At 38.8% G+C, this 18,795-nt stretch carries 21 protein-coding genes and 1 pseudogene; 4 read left to right on the plus strand and 18 right to left on the minus strand.

Annotated elements, in window-relative coordinates:
* Positions 1 to 164 precede the first annotated feature (164 nt).
* Positions 165 to 539, minus strand: a complete 375-nt coding sequence (locus tag MKX73_RS02055; protein WP_008409036.1) for a HesB/IscA family protein — start codon at positions 537 to 539, stop codon at positions 165 to 167.
* A 211-nt stretch (positions 540 to 750) separates the two neighbouring features.
* Between MKX73_RS02055 and MKX73_RS02060 the strand changes: the two genes are divergently transcribed.
* The gene (locus MKX73_RS02060) at positions 751 to 1,443 is read left to right on the plus strand and encodes a DUF2225 domain-containing protein (protein ID WP_340716071.1); all 693 of its coding nucleotides are present in this window, start codon (positions 751 to 753) and stop codon (positions 1,441 to 1,443) included.
* 52 nt (positions 1,444 to 1,495) lie between these two features.
* Here MKX73_RS02060 and MKX73_RS02065 read toward each other — a convergent pair.
* Positions 1,496 to 1,788 (minus strand): annotated as a pseudogene (locus tag MKX73_RS02065) (NifU family protein).
* 28 nt (positions 1,789 to 1,816) lie between these two features.
* On the opposite strand from MKX73_RS02065, the gene MKX73_RS02070 reads away from it, so the two are divergent.
* Positions 1,817 to 2,149, plus strand: a complete 333-nt coding sequence (locus MKX73_RS02070; protein ID WP_065216296.1) for a YuzD family protein — start codon at positions 1,817 to 1,819, stop codon at positions 2,147 to 2,149.
* A 97-nt stretch (positions 2,150 to 2,246) separates the two neighbouring features.
* On the opposite strand, the gene MKX73_RS02075 is transcribed toward MKX73_RS02070, so the two are convergent.
* The gene (locus MKX73_RS02075; protein ID WP_065216297.1) at positions 2,247 to 3,314 is read right to left on the minus strand and encodes an NAD(P)/FAD-dependent oxidoreductase; all 1,068 of its coding nucleotides are present in this window, start codon (positions 3,312 to 3,314) and stop codon (positions 2,247 to 2,249) included.
* Positions 3,315 to 3,584: 270 nt separating this feature from the next.
* Here MKX73_RS02075 and MKX73_RS02080 point away from each other — a divergent pair, with 270 nt between their 5' ends.
* Positions 3,585 to 3,824, plus strand: a complete 240-nt coding sequence (locus MKX73_RS02080) for a YuzB family protein (RefSeq protein ID WP_340716072.1) — start codon at positions 3,585 to 3,587, stop codon at positions 3,822 to 3,824.
* A gap of 26 nt (positions 3,825 to 3,850) precedes the next feature.
* Here the strand turns inward: MKX73_RS02080 and MKX73_RS02085 are convergent, their stop codons facing one another.
* Positions 3,851 to 4,615 carry a TIGR01457 family HAD-type hydrolase gene (locus MKX73_RS02085; protein ID WP_340716073.1) on the minus strand — a complete coding sequence of 255 codons (765 nt, stop codon included), beginning with the start codon at positions 4,613 to 4,615 and terminating at the stop codon, positions 3,851 to 3,853.
* Complete coding sequence (locus MKX73_RS02090) at positions 4,615 to 5,067, minus strand: DUF86 domain-containing protein (RefSeq protein WP_340716074.1); 453 nt, start codon at positions 5,065 to 5,067, stop codon at positions 4,615 to 4,617. The genes MKX73_RS02085 and MKX73_RS02090 overlap by 1 nt, the downstream gene beginning before the upstream one ends.
* A gap of 91 nt (positions 5,068 to 5,158) precedes the next feature.
* Here MKX73_RS02090 and MKX73_RS02095 point away from each other — a divergent pair, with 91 nt between their 5' ends.
* Positions 5,159 to 5,425, plus strand: a complete 267-nt coding sequence (locus tag MKX73_RS02095; RefSeq protein ID WP_008408657.1) for a DUF3055 domain-containing protein — start codon at positions 5,159 to 5,161, stop codon at positions 5,423 to 5,425.
* Between the two features lie 39 nt (positions 5,426 to 5,464).
* Here MKX73_RS02095 and MKX73_RS02100 read toward each other — a convergent pair whose 3' ends face one another.
* From MKX73_RS02100 to MKX73_RS02160, 13 genes are all read right to left on the minus strand, one after another.
* The gene (locus tag MKX73_RS02100; RefSeq protein WP_008408658.1) at positions 5,465 to 5,812 is read right to left on the minus strand and encodes a YutD family protein; all 348 of its coding nucleotides are present in this window, start codon (positions 5,810 to 5,812) and stop codon (positions 5,465 to 5,467) included.
* A 154-nt stretch (positions 5,813 to 5,966) separates the two neighbouring features.
* Positions 5,967 to 6,878: a lipoyl synthase gene (lipA, locus tag MKX73_RS02105; protein ID WP_008408659.1), complete on the minus strand. Its 912-nt coding sequence runs from the start codon at positions 6,876 to 6,878 to the stop codon at positions 5,967 to 5,969.
* Between the two features lie 113 nt (positions 6,879 to 6,991).
* On the minus strand, positions 6,992 to 7,762 hold the full coding sequence (gene yunB, locus MKX73_RS02110) for a sporulation protein YunB (protein ID WP_008408660.1): 771 nt from the start codon (positions 7,760 to 7,762) through the stop codon (positions 6,992 to 6,994).
* Positions 7,763 to 7,803: 41 nt separating this feature from the next.
* Complete coding sequence (locus MKX73_RS02115) at positions 7,804 to 8,907, minus strand: HD-GYP domain-containing protein (protein WP_065216300.1); 1,104 nt, start codon at positions 8,905 to 8,907, stop codon at positions 7,804 to 7,806.
* Between the two features lie 65 nt (positions 8,908 to 8,972).
* Positions 8,973 to 10,337, minus strand: coding sequence for a bifunctional metallophosphatase/5'-nucleotidase (locus tag MKX73_RS02120; protein ID WP_340716075.1), 1,365 nt, complete (start codon positions 10,335 to 10,337; stop codon positions 8,973 to 8,975).
* Between the two features lie 25 nt (positions 10,338 to 10,362).
* Positions 10,363 to 11,214 carry a DUF72 domain-containing protein gene (locus MKX73_RS02125; protein WP_340716076.1) on the minus strand — a complete coding sequence of 284 codons (852 nt, stop codon included), beginning with the start codon at positions 11,212 to 11,214 and terminating at the stop codon, positions 10,363 to 10,365.
* A 199-nt stretch (positions 11,215 to 11,413) separates the two neighbouring features.
* Positions 11,414 to 13,246 carry an adenylyl-sulfate kinase gene (cysC, locus tag MKX73_RS02130; RefSeq protein WP_340716077.1) on the minus strand — a complete coding sequence of 611 codons (1,833 nt, stop codon included), beginning with the start codon at positions 13,244 to 13,246 and terminating at the stop codon, positions 11,414 to 11,416.
* A 1-nt stretch (position 13,247) separates the two neighbouring features.
* Complete coding sequence (cysD, locus tag MKX73_RS02135; RefSeq protein ID WP_340716078.1) at positions 13,248 to 14,147, minus strand: sulfate adenylyltransferase subunit CysD; 900 nt, start codon at positions 14,145 to 14,147, stop codon at positions 13,248 to 13,250.
* A gap of 59 nt (positions 14,148 to 14,206) precedes the next feature.
* Positions 14,207 to 14,908, minus strand: a complete 702-nt coding sequence (locus MKX73_RS02140) for a phosphoadenylyl-sulfate reductase (protein ID WP_340716079.1) — start codon at positions 14,906 to 14,908, stop codon at positions 14,207 to 14,209.
* A gap of 13 nt (positions 14,909 to 14,921) precedes the next feature.
* Positions 14,922 to 15,995 (minus strand): sulfate/molybdate ABC transporter ATP-binding protein, encoded by a 1,074-nt coding sequence (locus MKX73_RS02145; protein ID WP_340718829.1) that lies wholly within the window; start codon positions 15,993 to 15,995, stop codon positions 14,922 to 14,924.
* Positions 15,996 to 16,001: 6 nt separating this feature from the next.
* Positions 16,002 to 16,883, minus strand: a complete 882-nt coding sequence (gene cysW / locus MKX73_RS02150; protein ID WP_340716080.1) for a sulfate ABC transporter permease subunit CysW — start codon at positions 16,881 to 16,883, stop codon at positions 16,002 to 16,004.
* A 12-nt stretch (positions 16,884 to 16,895) separates the two neighbouring features.
* A complete protein-coding gene (gene cysT, locus MKX73_RS02155; RefSeq protein WP_340716081.1) occupies positions 16,896 to 17,732 on the minus strand; it encodes a sulfate ABC transporter permease subunit CysT in 837 nt (278 codons plus the stop codon).
* Positions 17,733 to 17,761: 29 nt separating this feature from the next.
* Entirely contained in the window at positions 17,762 to 18,781 is a 1,020-nt protein-coding gene (locus tag MKX73_RS02160; protein ID WP_340716082.1) for a sulfate ABC transporter substrate-binding protein, read from the minus strand.
* Positions 18,782 to 18,795 lie beyond the last annotated feature (14 nt).

Consider the following 18,795-nt stretch of genomic DNA (forward strand, 5'->3'; position numbering starts at 1 on the left):
CAAACTTTATAATAATACAAAACCATCCAATAAAACATAGTTATTTTATAGGAAATATAAGTTTTAAAATTATGATAATTTATTCTGCTAATCGGAAACAAAATGCCCATGAAAAAAACCTTTAGCGGAAGTTCACTGCTAAAGGTTTCGAGATTGGTTACATTTTATTCACATGGTTGCTCTACTGCCGGACGTGCTGCCGCTTTAAAGCTTGTGCCGCAGCCGCATGAAGCAAGTGCGTTCGGGTTGTCGATTGTGAAACCGCCACCCATTAATGATTGTTTAAAATCGATTTTCGTGTCTTGTAAAATACCCGCATCTTCTTTTGATACGATAATTTGAATGCCGTGTTGGCTGTCAACGAAGTCGTCATCATTAATTGTTTGCTCGAATGCCATTCCGTATGAAAGACCACTACAGCCTCCGCCTTTTACGGCTACACGCAGGCTCGCATTTTCTTCTTCGTTTTGAACCATCATTTCTTTGACTTGAAATGAGGCCGCTTCTGTTAAAATGATTACTTGTTTTTCACTTGCCATTCCAGTCACCTACTTTCTTTTATTTATCATATCAATTGTAAAACCTATCTGACAACAAAACTGCTCTACCTGATTATATTCCTGCATTGAGTAAAAACTTATAAGGAGAAAATACCTAAAAATTTCACATCAATTCGGTATATTAATCACATTTTTTTAATTTTCCTTGCTATAATAAAGGAACATAATTAAACGAAAGGTATGAACCTTTATGGAAATTTCCCCATTTTACGATAAGACAGTGAACTGTATTCATTGCAAGAAAAATTTTTCTACACTAAAAGTTCGTACCAAGTCCATAAAAATAGAGCATACAGCATCCGACTTTCAACCAGTCTATACAGACAATTACGTGAATGCATTATATTATAATGTATTTGTTTGTCAGCATTGTGGGTTTTCGTTTACGGAAGACTTCAGTAAATATTTTGCTCCAGGTGTGAAAGAACAAATCAATGAAAAAATTTGCAGTCATTGGGTACCGCACAGTTTCAGTAATGAGCGTTCTATTTTTGAGGCCATTCAAACATACAAACTGGCATTGTTTTGCGCAACAATAAAAAAAGAAAAATTTGTTATTACATCAGGCTTGGCATTGCGGTTGGCGTGGTTATATCGATCATTAAAAAATAATACACAGGAACAGCGCTTTTTAAAACTGGCACGCGATCATTATATGGAAAGCTATTCGACGGAAGATTATGCTGGCACAACAATGTCCAGTGTACGGATAGTGTATATGATCGCCGAGTTGTCCCGTCGCCTTGGCGATTATGAAAATGCAACACGCTTCTTTTCACGTGTAATTGAAAGTCAACGTGTAGGCGGAGAAGCTAAACTCGTTAATATGGCAAAAGAGCAATGGGAATTAGTTCGTCAAGAGCGCGGTAAAATAGCCCAATAAAAAAGAGCTGCCAAGTAAGTAAAAACTTTCTTGGCAGCTCTGTAGTCTTGAATTAGAAAACTTGTTCTACTTCGACGATACCCGGCACTTCTTCTAAAAGAGCACGTTCGATACCTGCTTTTAATGTGATTGTAGAACTTGGGCAGCTACCGCATGCGCCTAATAAACGCAATTTTACGATACCTTCTTCAATATCTACCAATTCACAGTCTCCGCCGTCACGTAATAAGAACGGACGTAATTTATCTAAAACTTCTTGTACTTGTGCATATTGTTCTGTTTCTGTCATTTTGCTCGACTCCCTTCATTAAAATCATTATAATGTGAAGGAGCAAAAAAATCCATTATTGAATCACGAAAGGTTGGAATTCCTATGTCACAATCTCATCCAGTTATAGAAGTATTCGGCGCTGACATCATCTGTGCCAGCTGTGTAAATGCACCATCTTCCAAAGATACATATGAATGGCTCCAAGCTGCAATTTCACGAAAATATCCGGAACAGCCGTTTACTATCCGCTATATCGATATTGAAGGTGTAATTGATAATGAACGTGATCAAGATTATGCAAACCGTATTCAAGAAGATGAATTTTTCTACCCTTTAGTTTTAGTAAATGATGAAGTAGTTGGTGAAGGCTATGTGCAGATTAAGCCTGTATTTACAGCGTTAGAAACGGCAGGTTTTGTACCAACTGAAGAGTAAAAATATTAACATAACAAAAAATTCAATTTTCTCCTCGAGGAAATTGAATTTTTTGTTTTAAAGTCAAATTGAATTCCTTTACAGGGATGATCAATTTTTAGTTTTCGTTTTGCTTTTTGTAGTACCAAAGCAGACCCGACTTCATAAGGCGTGCAATGCGTCCTGTTACAGTTGTATCCGCCAGATGAACGAAGCCTTGCTTTTTCCCAAGGGAGCCCATAAAGCCTTTCATTTTGATTTCTGAAAGCTTTTCTGGAAGCGGCTCGCCTTTCCAGCGCATTTTTAAAACTTTAACGATACGTTCGCCTTGTTCTTCTGCCAATTGCGCTGTTGGAGGTAAATGTGAAGAAGCACAATCTCCAACTACAAATACATTTTCATCCCCAACTACATGATAATGATCCGTAATAATCGGACGATTGAATTTATCTTTTTCAACATCCAGTTCACGAACGATTTTCACAGGCTGTACACCAGCTGTCCATACGATTACGTCAGCTTCAATTACTTCATCATGGTTGTATAAACGTCCTTCTTCAACGCGCGTAATATTCGATTCTGCGATTACATCGACGTTATGTTTAATAAACCAGGACTTAATATACTCACTTAGCTTTTCCGGGAAATCACGTAAAATACGGTGAGAACGGTCAAATAATTTAATTTTTAAATCAGAACGGCTTTCACGTAGTTCACTCGCAAGCTCGATTCCTGAAAGACCTGCACCAATAATGGCAACCGTCGAACCTGGAGCCAATCCGCATACTTTTTCGAAAGTTTTACGTGATTTGGCGATTGTTTGAATACTATATGTGAATTCATCGGCACCCGGCACTCCATGGTATTTATCAATACAACCTAAACCAATTACAAGCTGGTCATAGGAAAGCTCCTCGCCGTCACCTAAATAAATTTTTTTATCTTCACGGTCGATACGTACTACTTCTCCGTAAACGCATTTTAAGCGCTCATGTTCCGGAAACGCAACTCGGATTTCCTTATCTGTTGATGTACCTGCAGCAAGTGCATAGAATTCTGTTTTCAAACTATGGAATGGTGTACGATCAACCAATGTAATTTCTACATCCGCTGGTAAGCTTGGCAATAGACGAAGTAGAATTCGCATATTTCCGTATCCGCCACCTAATAATACTAACTTTTGCATAGCATATTCCCTCATATCTGTAAGTAATCAATTACGAAGCTGCTAGGCATCATAATTGTGTTCACAAAGTTTCCATAAGTATTATAACTGTTTGTGATAAGTTTCACAATATATTAAATGATATTTTGTGAATAAATTCACATAAGTTAATGATGCCATTTCATTATAAAGGATCGCAAGGATTTTCAAACATCAGCCGAAAGTTATTAAATCAGAGAAATTGACGTTTTCAGCAAAAAAAAGTAGGATTGCTAATAGTGAGGTGACAACATGTTAAATCCATTAGTCGAATTTTGCATTAGTAATTTAGCAAATGGTGCGCAACAAACATATGAACAACTGGAGCAAGATCCTGATATTGATGTATTGGAATATGGCTGCTTAAGCTACTGCACAAAATGCGCCGAAAACTTTTATGCTGTTGTGAACGGGGATATAGTTGAGGCGGATACTCCAGAAGAGCTGACGAAGCGCATTTATGAATATATAGAAGAAAATCCGTTGTGGTAAACGACCCACACCGGATTTCTTTTTGTTTATTTAATAAGTTCCAACAAATTTTCTACACAATAATTAGGCAACTTTGCTTGTTTTTTTACAATCTCAGTAGGCGTAACACCCGTATTGACATGAATTGTATTACAACCGAAGTTTATTCCACACAAAATATCGGTATCATAGTTGTCCCCGACCATGACCATTTCACTCTTTTCAAAGTGATGCTCTTCAGCAATGATTTGCAGCATTACCGGTGATGGTTTCCCAACAAAGGTCGGTGTAACTCCGGATACATTTGCAACTAATTGAACAAATGATCCATTCCCGGGAGTAAAACCGCTTTCGTTCGGAAATTTAATATCGCCATTTGTTCCAATAAGCTTTGCACCATTCTGTACATAGTCACATGCTTTTACAAGTTTCTCATACGAGATTTGACGGTCAATGCCCATTACAAGAACATCGCTTTGTTCATCGGTAATTTCTAATCCTTGCTCGATTAAAGCAGTACGAATGCCCAATTCACCGACTACATTTACTTTTTTATTACTACTCATTTTTGCAACATAGGCTGCCGTTGCAAGTGAACTTGAATAAATATGATCAAGGGGTGCATCCACGCCTATATCTTGTAAAACTTGCTGCAGTCTTTCACGGGTTTTCGATGAATTGTTCGTTAAATAATACGGCTCAATTCCTTCGTTCTGCAGTAAATGAACAAATTTTACGGCAGAATCGATCGCTTCTTTCCCACGATAGATTGTCCCATCCAAATCAAAGCAATACGCTTTATATGGGAACATTATGCCTGATCCTCTGGTAAGAATGCTGAAACTGGTCCTAATTCATTCGTTAAGTAATCGTGAACTTTTGGGGAAAATTGCTTTAGTATATTTAAGTTTGCTGTTAATACATTTAAAATTTCTTCACTATCTACAGCGATAAATTCACGAACGATCATTTTGCGTAAGCCGACAACCGTTTTTAATGGTGCATCCATCTCTTCTGTAATCACTTTTTCATCAACGAAAATATCGATAATGTCTTCGTAACTTCCAGGGTCACGCATAATAAAACCGTCAATCACCAGGTTTCCTACATCCATCATCGCTTCCATTACATTATGGGCGATACGCTGTAATGCCAGCTTATGAATATCATCTGCTAACCAGTTTTCTGTCGATTCAAAGATCGACAATAATTCGTCCAAGTGTGCTAAGTTGTTTGTAATTTTATTTCTATCTACGAAGTACATAGATAAAGCCTCCATTCAATCAATAAAAGTTGATAGTGTTTTCCTTTATATAGTACCATATTCTTTAGAGATGGAAGGGGTACAAAACAAAATGGAAAGATTTTTCTTATATGATGATGTAGAAGATACAAAAACGCGCTTCGTCAGCTTTGCCGGAAAAACACAGCGTTATGATTTAGCCATATTACAAAGTAGTCGCTTTTTCGGAAAAGTGCTCGTCCTTGATATTCAGTTTGGGCGTTTTGCCATCATTGGAGCAGATGATGTGGAAGAGCCAGGTTATTTAGAGCATGTATATAACCGTACAGAAGAAGAGACGGAAGACTTACGAGAATACTTGCGTGAACTATTAAGCTAAAAAAGAGGGGGCGCTATACAACGCCTCCTCTTTTGTTCGTTATTCAACTGTTTCTACTGGCTCTTCTGCCTCAGTTTGTTGTGCGATTATTGGTTCCTTCTTTTGCTCTGGTGCACGGCCTGTTTTATGAACTATAAAATAGGCGCATCCAAAATTACAATATTCATACAAATAGTCTTGAATCGTGCTAATTTTTGTATCAAACGTGGATTTTTGATTTTTGTCATCAAAAAATCCTTTTAAACGTAGCTGACCGTAACCCCAGTCCCCTACAATATAATCATATTTCGTCAATATATCTGAGTATCGTGCGATAAATGCATCTTCTTGAAAGCCTTCCCGCACATTTTCGATCACTTCATAAGCATACCCATCTGCAATAATCAAACTAGACACCACCTATCTATTTCCATGTTAATGAATATTTAAGATGAAAGCAATATTCACAACAAATTTTGTAGGTAAATATGGTGAAATCAGCTATAGTCCGTCTTTCAGCAAGTATTATTATACTCGCCAAAATAAGTTGAACGTCTATTTTCTACAATGTAACACTTGATTGTTTTGCTGCATTCACTTGTTCATCCGCATGGTAACTACTGCGTACTAATGGACCTGCCTCACAATGACTGAAGCCTTTTTCCATAGCGATTTTACGCAGCTTGCCAAACTCGATCGGAGAGTAATATTTTTTTACTGGCAAATGTTTTTTCGTAGGCTGTAAATATTGACCGATTGTCATAATATCAACATTGTTTGCACGCAAGTCATCCATTACTTCATAAATTTCCTCTAACGTTTCTCCTAAGCCAATCATTAAAGAAGATTTTGTCGGAATAGTTGGCTGCATTTCTTTTGCTCTGCGTAAAAATTCCAGTGAACGGTCATATGTCGCTTTTGCCCGAACACGTGGTGTCAAACTGCGTACTGTTTCGATATTATGGTTTAAAATATCCGGCTTTGCATCCATCAGAATGCGTAAACTTTCTTCACGGCCGCTTAAGTCGGATGGTAGTACTTCAACAGAAGTTAACGGACTTTTACGGCGAATTGCACGCACCGTTTCCGCCAATACTTCCGCGCCACCGTCTTTCAGATCATCACGTGCTACCATTGTAATAACAACATGTTTTAAGTTCATTAACGCAACGGAATCTGCAACGCGTTCAGGTTCCGCCAAATCCAATTCATTAGGCAATCCTGTTTTAACTGCACAGAAACGACATGCCCGCGTACATACAGAACCTAAAATCATCATTGTTGCTGTACGACGCTCGCCCCAGCATTCGTGAATATTCGGGCAGCGAGCTTCTTCACATACCGTATGCAAATTATTGTCTCGCATTAATTTTTTTAATGCTTTGTATTCGTCATTGGTATTTAGCTTAATTTTTAGCCACTCTGGTTTGCGTAAGTGCTCTTCCCTCGGATTAGTTGGTTTACAAGATGTCATGTCATTTACTCCCCTCACTCAAATGCTACGATGTTTCTGATGTCAGATTATCATATTAACTACTTTCCAACAACAGAGTATTCTTATAATTTTAATTTATCATAATTAAGTTACTATTCGTAAGGGATTGGTACTTCAATAGACGGCTGTGCTCCTTCACCTGCACTGTAAATATGCGGCACTGTCCCTCTTACTAAACCGATTGCAATTGGGATTTTCTGTTCAACCGATGCAGACTTACTGGCAAATGGTACAATAATCTGGACATTAACACCAATCAGTAAATTTACTTCTACAATTGCATTATTTATGCCAAATTCACTTACTGTTGACTCAACATTACTATTTACATTACCAATAATGTGAAAGCGAATCGGTATTTTAGGTCCTAAATTTCCGATAATCGGAAGGTTTAATGCCTGCCCTAACGGTACGAAAAATACGATTCCGTCTCCTGCTTCCATTTTACCTACGTCATATTCCACATTTTCCAAATTTGGCAAATGTGATAAATCTCCATTTTCGGCCTGTTCTAAATACTCTTTTACTAATGTTGTCGTTTCTGCACGCACTTGGTTAATTATTTCCGTATTAAATTTTGTCGTAATCATATCGTCTGACTGTGTAGGTAAATCAACGATGACATCATTTACATCAAGTACACTCGATGTTCTGGAATTAATTGCTTTACTCACGACATACGAAGCTACTTTATGAGTTTGAACTTCCGCGTACTGCAAATAGGTTGGCATTAATCTGCCGTTCATGACATATATACTAAGACAAACCATGCCGATAATACTGACGATGACGATCGTTACGACATTATGCATTTTGCCTTTTTTCCTGCCATAGGAATTCCACTTTCTTTTACGAAAACGCAAAAAAAATCCTCCTTCCCATAAAATATGAGAAGAAAGATTTTTTATTCAATATTTCCCTCAAAATCCACATCAACTTTTTTAATATCAACTGTCGGGTAATCACTTAAACATAGTTCATATGTAGCGCCGAGCATTTTGCCGTTTTCTTGGAAAATACGGATCCAAGGTCGTGTCACATCAACAAGGTTTTGCTTCGATACAATTCCACGTCGGCCATCTGTGAGCAACACAATTGTACCATTTGCATAGTGGACTACGCTCCGTCTGAATGCCTCCATTACCTTTGCATCAAAAAGCTTCCCATCACCTTTGTCAATGATTGCAATCGCTTCTGAAGGCAACATTTTCTTTCGGTAAATGCGATTCGATGTCAATGCATCAAATACATCTGCAACAGCGATGATTTTTGCAAACGGATGAATTTCATTGTTAATAATCCCCCGTGGATAACCGCTTCCATCGATTCGTTCATGGTGTTGGAAAGCGCAATGTGCTACGAGCAATGATACTGAATGTAAGTTGCGTAATAAATCAAATCCGTAGCGTGCATGATTCTTCATCTCTTCATATTCTTCATCCGTTAAGTTGCCCGGCTTTAGTAAAATATCAGGTGAAATAAGTAGCTTCCCCACATCATGTAAAATTGCCCCAATTCCAATTAATCGTATATCTTCGTAAGAATAGCCCATTTCTTTAGCAATTGCGATTGAATACAGTGCTACTTGGAATGAATGCTGATAAATATATTTATCATATAAATACGCATCTGTCAGCACCATTAATACTTCCTCGCTATTTACGATGGCATTCATAATATCATCGACAATTAAGCCAATCACTTTGGACTGTTGATCCAGTACATAGGATGCCTGATCCCGTTTAGCTTTTTTTACATTTTCGAATGATTTAGTCATATTTTTTACGGCTTCCATTCTTTTTAACGGAGCGATCGTTTCTTCTATTTCAATTCCTGCTGATAGTTTATCATCAATGTATAAATAATGAATATTCAGCTCTCGCAGCCTTTCAATAATTCGGCTTGTTACAACGACGTTTTTGTGAAGCAGTGGATGGCCGGCTTCATTCCAGATAGTCCTGCCGACTGCCATACCTTCTTTCAAAACATTTATCGATATTAATCGCATCTATATTTATTTCTCCATTCTACTATTACGTTCATTATATAATTGGAAAGAGGGGTTTTGGAAGATTACTGAAACTTTTTCATACAATAATTTTTAAAAACATCCCGGATAAATTCCGGTAGAAGATATTGTTTTTTGGCATATTTAAAGCTTGGGAAAAAATACCCGAATGTAAAGAGATCCAGTGTTGCTAAACGGTAGATCCGATCCGGTTCCATAAGTTTCCCGTTAATATATAATTCGCGCTGCTTCGTTATCTCAATACCATAATTCAATATTTTCCCGAAAATAACGCCTCTAAAGCCAAGACCTTTTAATTCAAGACGTGGCCAATCTTCGTTTTCGGATTGAGTAAAAATTTCTTTTAATTCATTACCTGTTATTTGCACAACACATATATTTATCGGATGGGGAAAAATTTTATGAATATCATATGTAGAAATTAGCCCTTTGCGTAGTGGTTCGACAAAAATTCCAGCATTGAACATGACACAATCCGCTTCTGTATAATCATACATACACTCTGCAAATAAATCCGATAATTGGGAACGATGGAACCATTCTTTATTGTAGGGTTTCGTTAATGTAAAAATAGGTTTTTCCAAAATAGCCTTTGCTTCTTTTTGAAGATTGGACAACCACTGTTCTTCTTCTTCAACTGTTGGTAAAAGAGCGTTTTCAAATAGGCGATCCGATTTTTCTACTACCTTCCGGGACGCGTGGTCAAATTCCACCGTTAACTGACCAGTATACTGGCCAAATTTCCCGCCTCCTGTTAAAAGGACGTTATTTTCCACTTGACCTTTTTCAAACACATGATGTGTGTGCGAACCGAAGATCACATCGATAATCGGACATTCCTGTGCCAGCAATTCATCTTCAGTTATCCCTAAATGTGATAAACAAACGATTATATCCGCCTGTTTTTTTAATTCAAAGGCCAGCTTTACAAGCTCTGTACGCGGGTTTGTTACGTTCCACCCAAGTTCCTTATAGAAAAGATCAAACGGGGCTGTCGCAGCTATTACGGCTATTTTCGTGCCGTACTGGGTAGTCAATATTGTGTATGGCTTCATCCAACTTGGATTTTCTTCTGACTGGGAATATAGATTTGCGACAACTACTTCGAACTGTGCGTCATCATATAATTGATAGAGCAAATTATAGGAAAGCGTTATGCCTTCATTGTTTCCAATTGTCACAACATCATAATCAGCATCGTTTAACATTTTGATATTACCTTTACCTAGTGTTGCCTCTGTATATAAATTCGAACGATCCAAATGATCCCCTAAATCGACCAGAAAGCTCGTTTCGCCTTTTTCGGCCAGTATTTGACGTTGTATTTGAATAAACGACTGACTGCGCTTCCAGTACGTAAAATGACTATGCAAATCATTCGTATGGAATATATGAATTATTTCTCGCACTTTTGCATTGCCACCTCACTCTTCGTTATTCTTCAAAAAGACCTAATTGCTTTGGTGCTAAACCATCAAATTCAAGATCAAGAATTTGCTGCATTCGTTTTGCGTTTTTTGCGGCATGCCCTCCGGAATTATTATTAAATAATACGAAGACATGTTTTGATTGGCGAGCCAAAAATTTTATTTCTTCTGCAAGTTTTTGCAGTTCTTCTTCATTATAATCATATAAAAAACGTACTTTTCGCCAGTTCTCTCCATGGCCTATATTTCGCCAGCCATGTACATTGCGCCCATGGATACGTATGAGCACTTTCTCATCAGTAGCAATTGGAACAAAAGGGACCGAGCCGCTTCCTGCTTGCGGTTCATCACAGACTGTATGAATCAATTGATGGTCTCTTAAAAATTGCACTGTCTTCTCTCTCATTTGAGGGCTGTACCAAGTTTGATTGCGAAACTCAATAGCAATAGAATACCCTTGTAATTGTTGCTTGATATATCGGATATATTGAACATTTTTACCTTGGCAGTCAAACCAAGGAGGAAATTGTACAAGTACCATCGCAAGCTTACCGTACTTTTGAAATGTATCGGCACAATTCCGGAATGCGTTGAACATATCATTTTTCGTCTCAAAGGGCAGTTCTTCCCGTAAATGACCTGTCATGCCCTGATATGCCTTCACAACAAATTGGAAGCTATCCGGTGTATCCTTGCACCATTTCTCCACATTTACCGGTGAAGGAATCGCATAAAAGGACGTATCTAATTCTACGACAGGGAAATGCCCGCTATAATCAAATAATTTATCTTTTGCTGCAGTAACTTCACTATATACTTCCGGGTGATCTCCCCAACCCGTTAAGCCGATTGAAATCATTGTTTTCTCCTCCCGTTTATTTTACATCAAATTATTCTTCTTCGGTTTTACATAATAAAAGTTGTCTATTAAAATTTAAATAAACCGATTGCCTACCCCTTATTTCTTATACCCTAAATAAAGCAGTATAGAAATACTAAAATAAAAAAGGGAGTTAGTCCATTGGTATTTACACCTTCCAGGACAACTCCCTTTATTACTATAATAATTTTTTTTGAATCAGCGCGATAATTTCTTTCACTAAGTAATCTGTTGCCTCTTCGATCGAACCATTACTTGTATCAATGACAATATCCGGATTCTGCGGGATTTCATATGGACTGGAAATACCTGTGAAGTTTCGGATTTCATCTGCGCGTGCTTTTTCATACAGACCTTTTACATCACGCTGTTCACACACATCCAATGGTGTACTCACATAGATTTCAATATAGTTATCACCGATAATTTGCTTCGCATTTTGACGCTCTTGTTCAAAAGGCGAAATAAAGGAAGTAATCGTAATTAAACCGGCATCATTCATTAGTTTTGAAACTTCCGCAACACGGCGTATATTTTCCGCACGTCCTGCATTGTCAAAGCTTAAATCTTTATTTAACCCAAGACGTACATTATCCCCGTCTAAAAGCATCGTATGGTACCCTAAAACGACAAGTCGCTTCTCCACCTCATTCGCAAGTGTTGATTTACCAGAACCCGATAGTCCCGTAAACCAGAATGTAAATGGTTTCTGATGTTTTTGTTCAGACCTTACCTCACGCGTAATATCTGTATGCTGATAGATGACATGATCATTATTCTTCAGCTCTTCTTTTATGACACCACATGCAGACGTCATATTTGTTACTCGATCAATTAAGATGAAGCTGCCAAGTTCTTCATTTTCACTGAATAAATCAAATGCGACCTTTTCAGCCAATAAAATATGACAAGTAGCTAACTCATTCTTTTCGATTCGTTCCGCTAAAATATCCTCGCCTGTATTGATATCAATTTTATGCTCAATGGATACAACTGTTCCCGGAATCGTCTTTGTTCCAATTTTTACGGAATAGTTTTTTCCCGGAACTAAAGCCGCATTATCCATCCATAAAATTTGAGCTGAAAACGAATCTGCAATGCTGATCGTATCTGCTGTCGTTAAAACGCAACCTCGCGACACATCCACTTCACGGTCTAACTGGATCGTTACGGGACTGCCGTCATTTGCTGAAGCAACTTCTTTATTCGTTACGAGAATACTTTTGACTTTCACTCTTTCGTTACTTGGCAGTGTTCGGATTTCATCACCTATCGCAATACTACCCGACATTTGCCCTTGGAATCCCCTGAATGTATGATCCGGTCTACTAACACGCTGTACGGCCATTTTGAAATGTTGCTGCGATTTTTTTGTAACCGCTACAGATTCCAAATATGGCAGTAAAGCCAGTTCCTTATACCATTTTGTATTTCCCAAATTCTGCGTCACATTATCTCCGTTTGTAGCAGACACTGGAATCGCCTGGATACTTTCAAAATCGAAAGCCTCTGATAATTGTAGGAATTCTTGTTTGATTTCATTAAATCGCTGTTGATCAAAATCAACTAAGTCCATTTTATTGACCGCTAGTACGATATGTTTTACACCCATTAACGCACAAATCCGCGTGTGACGTTTTGTTTGTGTGATAATTCCTTTTGTCGCATCCACTAATATAACAGCCAAGTCAGCGAATGATGCGCCGACCGCCATATTGCGTGTATATTCTTCATGGCCTGGTGTATCCGCTACGATAAATGAACGCTTATTCGTAGTAAAATAACGATAGGCAACATCAATGGTAATCCCTTGCTCACGCTCGGCGATTAATCCATCAAGAAGCAATGAATAGTCGAGTTCACCGCCACGGCTTCCTACTTTACTTTCCAGCTCCAATGCCTTTTCCTGATCGGCAAATAATAGCTTTGCATCATACAGCATATGCCCGATTAACGTGGATTTGCCGTCATCTACACTACCGCATGTAATGAATTTCAATAAACTTTTCATCTTAGAAATACCCCTCTCGCTTACGTCGTTCCATGCTGCCTACAGCTTCCTGATCAATTACGCGAGTAGTACGTTCGGATGTCACAGCACCTAATGTTTCTTCTATGATTTCATCTAAAGTACCCGCATCGGATTCTACGCCACCTGTTAACGGGTAGCAGCCCAACGTACGGAAACGTACTTTTTTCATTTCAACTTTTTCATGTGGTTCAATACGTAAACGATCATCATCAACCATCACATAATTACCTTCCCGATAAACAACTGGGCGCTCTTTCGCAAAGTATAATGGCACAATATCGATATTTTCCTGACGAATATATTGCCAAATATCTTTCTCTGTCCAGTTTGAAATGGGAAAGACACGAATGCTTTCCCCTTTGTTAATTTTCGTATTAAATAGCTTAAACATTTCCGGACGCTGATTCTTCGGATCCCATGCATGGTTTTTGTTACGGAAAGAAAAAATACGTTCCTTTGCCCGAGATTTTTCTTCATCACGGCGACCGCCGCCAAATGCAGCGGTAAACCCGTATTTATCCAGACCTTGCTTAAGACTTTGTGTTTTCATAATATCGGTATAGGCTGCACCATGATCTTGAGGGTTAATATTTTGAGCAATACCCTCTTCATTTTTATGAACGATCATTTCAATACCGAGTTCTTTTGCACGGCGATCACGAAACTCGATCATCTCTTTAAATTTCCATGTTGTATCAATATGCATAAATGGAAACGGCGGTTTTTCCGGATAGAATGCTTTTAATGCTAAATGCAACATTACCGAACTGTCTTTTCCGATTGAATAAAGCATTACAGGGTTTTCGCATTCTGCTGCTACTTCTCGAATAATATATATTGCTTCTGCTTCTAGTTGTTCAAGATGTGAAAGTTCTTTCATTTACAAAATCCTCCTAGCTACTCTTTTATATCGCAGTAAAAGTTATTCATCATATGTTGTTATCCATGTAATCCACATTCGGTCTTTCCTTGGCCCTGCCATCTACCTGAGCGTAGATCTTCCATTGTAAATGCCGGCTTTGTGCAATGTTCGCATCCTATACTCGGATAACCATTGTCATGGAGGACGTTATATGTTAATTCATGCTTGGATACATAACGCCATACATCTTTCCAAGTCCAATGAATCAACGGACAGATTTTTACAGACTGAAAGCGATCGTCCTTGTTAATAAACTGAACATGCTTTCTTGTTTCGGACTGTTCATGACGTAGCCCTGAAATCCATGCCTTCGCTCCAGTAAGCACCTCATTCAACGGATCAAGTTTACGTATTTTACAGCACTGATTTGGTGCGGTTTCCCAAAGTTTATCCCCATATGCCTTCTCTTGTTCCTGTAGTGTCAGTGCAGGCTTTTTCAAAATAATGTTTAGAGTCGGATATTTTGCCTTAACACGTTCAATTGTTTCATACGTTTCTTTAAAATGAACATCTGTATCTAGAAAGACAATTTGGGCATCCGGTTTTACCTTTGCAATTAAATCAATTAGAACAATGCCTTCAATGCCAAAGCTGCATGCATAAACAATCTCTTCCCCGTATGTTTTATAGCTCCATTCCAATACTTGAAGAGCTCCTTTAAAATCATCCTCATGATCAAAAGTTACGCTCTCTTCTCTCCAGTTGTCATATGTTAACAAAATGGTTCCCCTCCTAAATCACAAAATCTTCAGGAATGAATACTTTCATTTCCTTCGGGCTGACATAAACGAGTTCCCCGAGCTGCAATTGCAAAAGCTCATACTCTTCTCTGCTCAGCTCTACTTCTACATAATTGTCGCTGTCTTCCCTTTTCATCTCTATATACCAAGTAGGACCGATCGAATGCATAAAGATAATCGTTGCTGGAATTGCTTCATCGCTATAATTTTGACGTTCAATTTTCAAGTGGTATGGACGGACATAACCGACTGCTTGAATATCGGTTGCGTGTAAATAATCAGGCGCATCCAGCTGCGTAGAACCAAACTGTAATTTCCCTTGATTCAGGCGCCCATGAAACAAATTCACACTTCCTAAAAAGTCATAAACAAACGGTGATGCGGGTTTGTCATATACTTCCGACGGGGAACCTAGCTGCTCGATTTTCCCTTTGTTCATAATGACAATGCTGTCTGCTACATCTAATGCCTCTTCCTGGTCATGTGTAACAAATACACTTGTTACTTGAATTTCGTTGTGTAATTTGCGTAACCAGCGTCGTAACTCTTTTCGAACTTTTGCATCGAGTGCTCCGAATGGCTCATCTAACAGCAATATTTTAGGCTCTACTGCCAATGCCCTCGCTAACGCGACACGCTGTCTTTGGCCTCCTGACAACTGGGAAGGATAACGGTTTGCAAAACCGCTCAATTTGACTAATTCCAACAATTCATTTACCTTTTTCTCGATCATTTTCTTCGGTGGTCGTAAGCTTCTTTTTCTCACTTTTAAACCAAATGCTATATTTTCAAAAACCGTCATATGTTTAAATAATGCGTAATGTTGAAAAACGAACCCTACATTTCGCTGATTGACATGCAGTTCACTTAAATCCTGCCCGTCAAACAGAATTTCTCCTGTGTCAATTGACTCCAGACCAGCGATCATGCGAAGGAGTGTCGTTTTCCCAGAACCAGACGGACCTAGTAATGCAACGAGTTCACCTTTCGGAATCGTTAAACTGATATTGGATAATGCTTCAAACGAACCAAAATGTTTCGTTACATTCCTTATTTCAATCGACATCGTCATTCACCTCTCCTTATACTTTTGTTCTTTTTCCGTTCTCCACTCAACCCATGATTTTATAATCAATGTTACGAGCGCTAATAATGACATGAGTGAGGCTACAGCAAATGCTGCTGTAAATTGATATTCGTTGTACAGAATTTCAACATGTAATGGCATCGTATTGGTCATTCCTCGTATACGACCTGAAACAACAGATACGGCACCAAACTCACCAATTGATCTAGCACTACACAAAATCATGCCGTATAGCAGCCCCCATTTAATTGCCGGGAGTGTCACATGCCGAAACATTTGCCAACCATTCGCGCCAAGGGAAACAGCGGCTTCCTCTTCAGCAGTTCCCTGTGCCTGCATGACAGGAATAAGTTCCCGGGCAACAAATGGCAACGTAATAAACAACGTGGCAATGATAATACCCGGTACAGAAAAGAGAAGTCGAATTCCCCAGTCCGTTATGAAAGTACCAAGCACACCGCTCGGACTTAATAATAGAATAAATACTAACCCTGCGATTACCGGTGAAACAGCAAATGGTAACTCAATAATCGATAAAAGCACCTGTTTTCCTTTAAACTGAAACTTTGTAATACACCATGCTGCCGCAATCCCAAAAACCGTGTTCAACGGGACTGTAATGACTGTGACAAGCAGCGTTAGTTTAATTGCTGAAAGGGCATCACGGTCTGTAGCTGCCGCAAAGTATACCGCTGCACCTTGTTCAAATGCCCTAACAAAAATAAAAATTAGGGGTACTAACAGAAATAAAATCAAATATAAAAACATTAATGAAATTAGTGTACGTTTTATCCAGTTCCCCCGTCCCTTCTTTTTGCTTGCAATATGTCCATGATTCTTTTCGGATTCCCTTACGTTTGTGACCATTGATGCCACCTCCTATTCATTGTGCAATTCATGCTTCCTGCTCCATTTTTGAAGCAAATTAATAATTATCAAACATATAAATGAGATCATTAGCATGACGACTGCAATGGCTGTCGCGCCTGCATAATCAAACTGCTCGAGCTTCGTCATGATCATTAGTGGAACAATTTCCGTTTTCATGGGCAAATTCCCCGCTATAAAAACGACCGAGCCATATTCCCCTAACCCGCGGGCAAATGCTAATGAAAATCCGGCAAGTACTGCTGGTAAAACTTCCGGGAAAATGACTTTTATGAATGTTTGGCGTTTTGTGGCACCTAAACTATTTGCCGCTTCCTCTACTTCATGCTCCATATTCTCCAATACAGGCTGGACCATCCTGACAACAAAAGGCAAACCGATAAACACTAATGCAATCATAATTCCCAGAGGAGTAAATGCTATTTTAATACCGAAGCTTGCAAAAAATTGTCCAAACCATCCGTCCTGTGCATACAAGGTTGTCAGCGCAATTCCTGCAACAGCTGTCGGTAATGCAAACGGCAAATCAATCAGACCATCAATGATTCGTTTTCCAGGAAACGTGTAACGTACAAGTACCCAGGCAATAATAAAGCCAAATATAGCATTTAGGACTGCAGCGCCCAATGCTGTCAAAAACGATATTTTATAGGCATGAAGCATTCTTTTACTTGTTACTATTTGCCAAAATTCAGTCCACCCTAATTTGGAGGATTCGATAAAAATCATAGACAGTGGAACTAGAATAACTAAACTAATATAGAATGTCGTAATTCCCATCGAAAGGCCGAAACCCGGCAGTACGTTTTTTTTCTTATTTTTTTTCATTTCGTCACCACCTAACTAAATATCCTCCGTTATTCATAGATCGCATCAAAAATGCCGCCATCTGCAAAGTGCTTTTCATGTGCCTCTTTCCAGCTCCCGAACTTCTCATCAATCGTAAATAGCTCGATTTCGGGAAACTGATCTTTGTACTTCGCAGCGATCGTTTTAGAGCGCGGTCTATAATAGTTTTTCGTTGCGATTTCCTGACCGGCATCCGTATATAAATAATCGATGTACGCTTCGGCAACTTCTCTTGTACCTTTTTGGTCCACAATTCGATCGACTATTGCTACAGACGGTTCGGCAAGAATACTTATGGAAGGCGCGACAATTTCAAATTTGTCTTGCCCTAATTCATCCAATGCCAGAAACGCTTCATTTTCCCAAGTAATGAGTACATCACCGATATTCTTTTCAACAAATGTTGTTGTTGAAGCACGTGCACCGGAATCCAGTACTTCTACCCGCTTATAAAGATTGCTGACGAATTGTTGAGCCTTCGCTTTATCATTGTTATATTTTCCCAGTGCAAATCCATAAGCAGCTAAATAGTTCCAACGTGCCCCTCCTGAAGTTTTCGGGTTTGGTGTAATGACAGATATGTCTCCTTTAATCAAGTCATCCCAGTCTTTAATCCTCTTTGGATTTCCTTTTCGCACTAAAAATAATATTGTGGACGTGTAAGGTGCCGAGTTATGTTCCAGACGATTTATCCATCCCTCTTCTATCAGGTTCTTTTCTTCGATTGCATCAATGTCATAAGCTAATGCAAGTGTTACTACATCCGCATCCAAGCCGTCTATAACAGAGCGCGCTTGACTGCCGGAACCTCCATGAGATTGGTAAAGGACTACTTCCTGCCCTTTTTCCTGTTCCCAGTATTCTGCAAATTGTTCATTAAATTCTTCATATAGCTCTCTTGTCGGATCATAGGAAGCATTTAACAACTTAATAGAATTTCCGTTTCCGGATGCATTTCCACAAGCGGTTAAAATGGATAAAGCCGCAACAGTCAAAGCTATACGCCTTACCGTTTTTATTTTTTTCATAAGCGATGCCCCCT

The sequence above is a fragment of the Solibacillus sp. FSL W7-1436 genome (genome assembly GCF_038007305.1).
Lineage (GTDB): Bacteria > Bacillota > Bacilli > Bacillales_A > Planococcaceae > Solibacillus.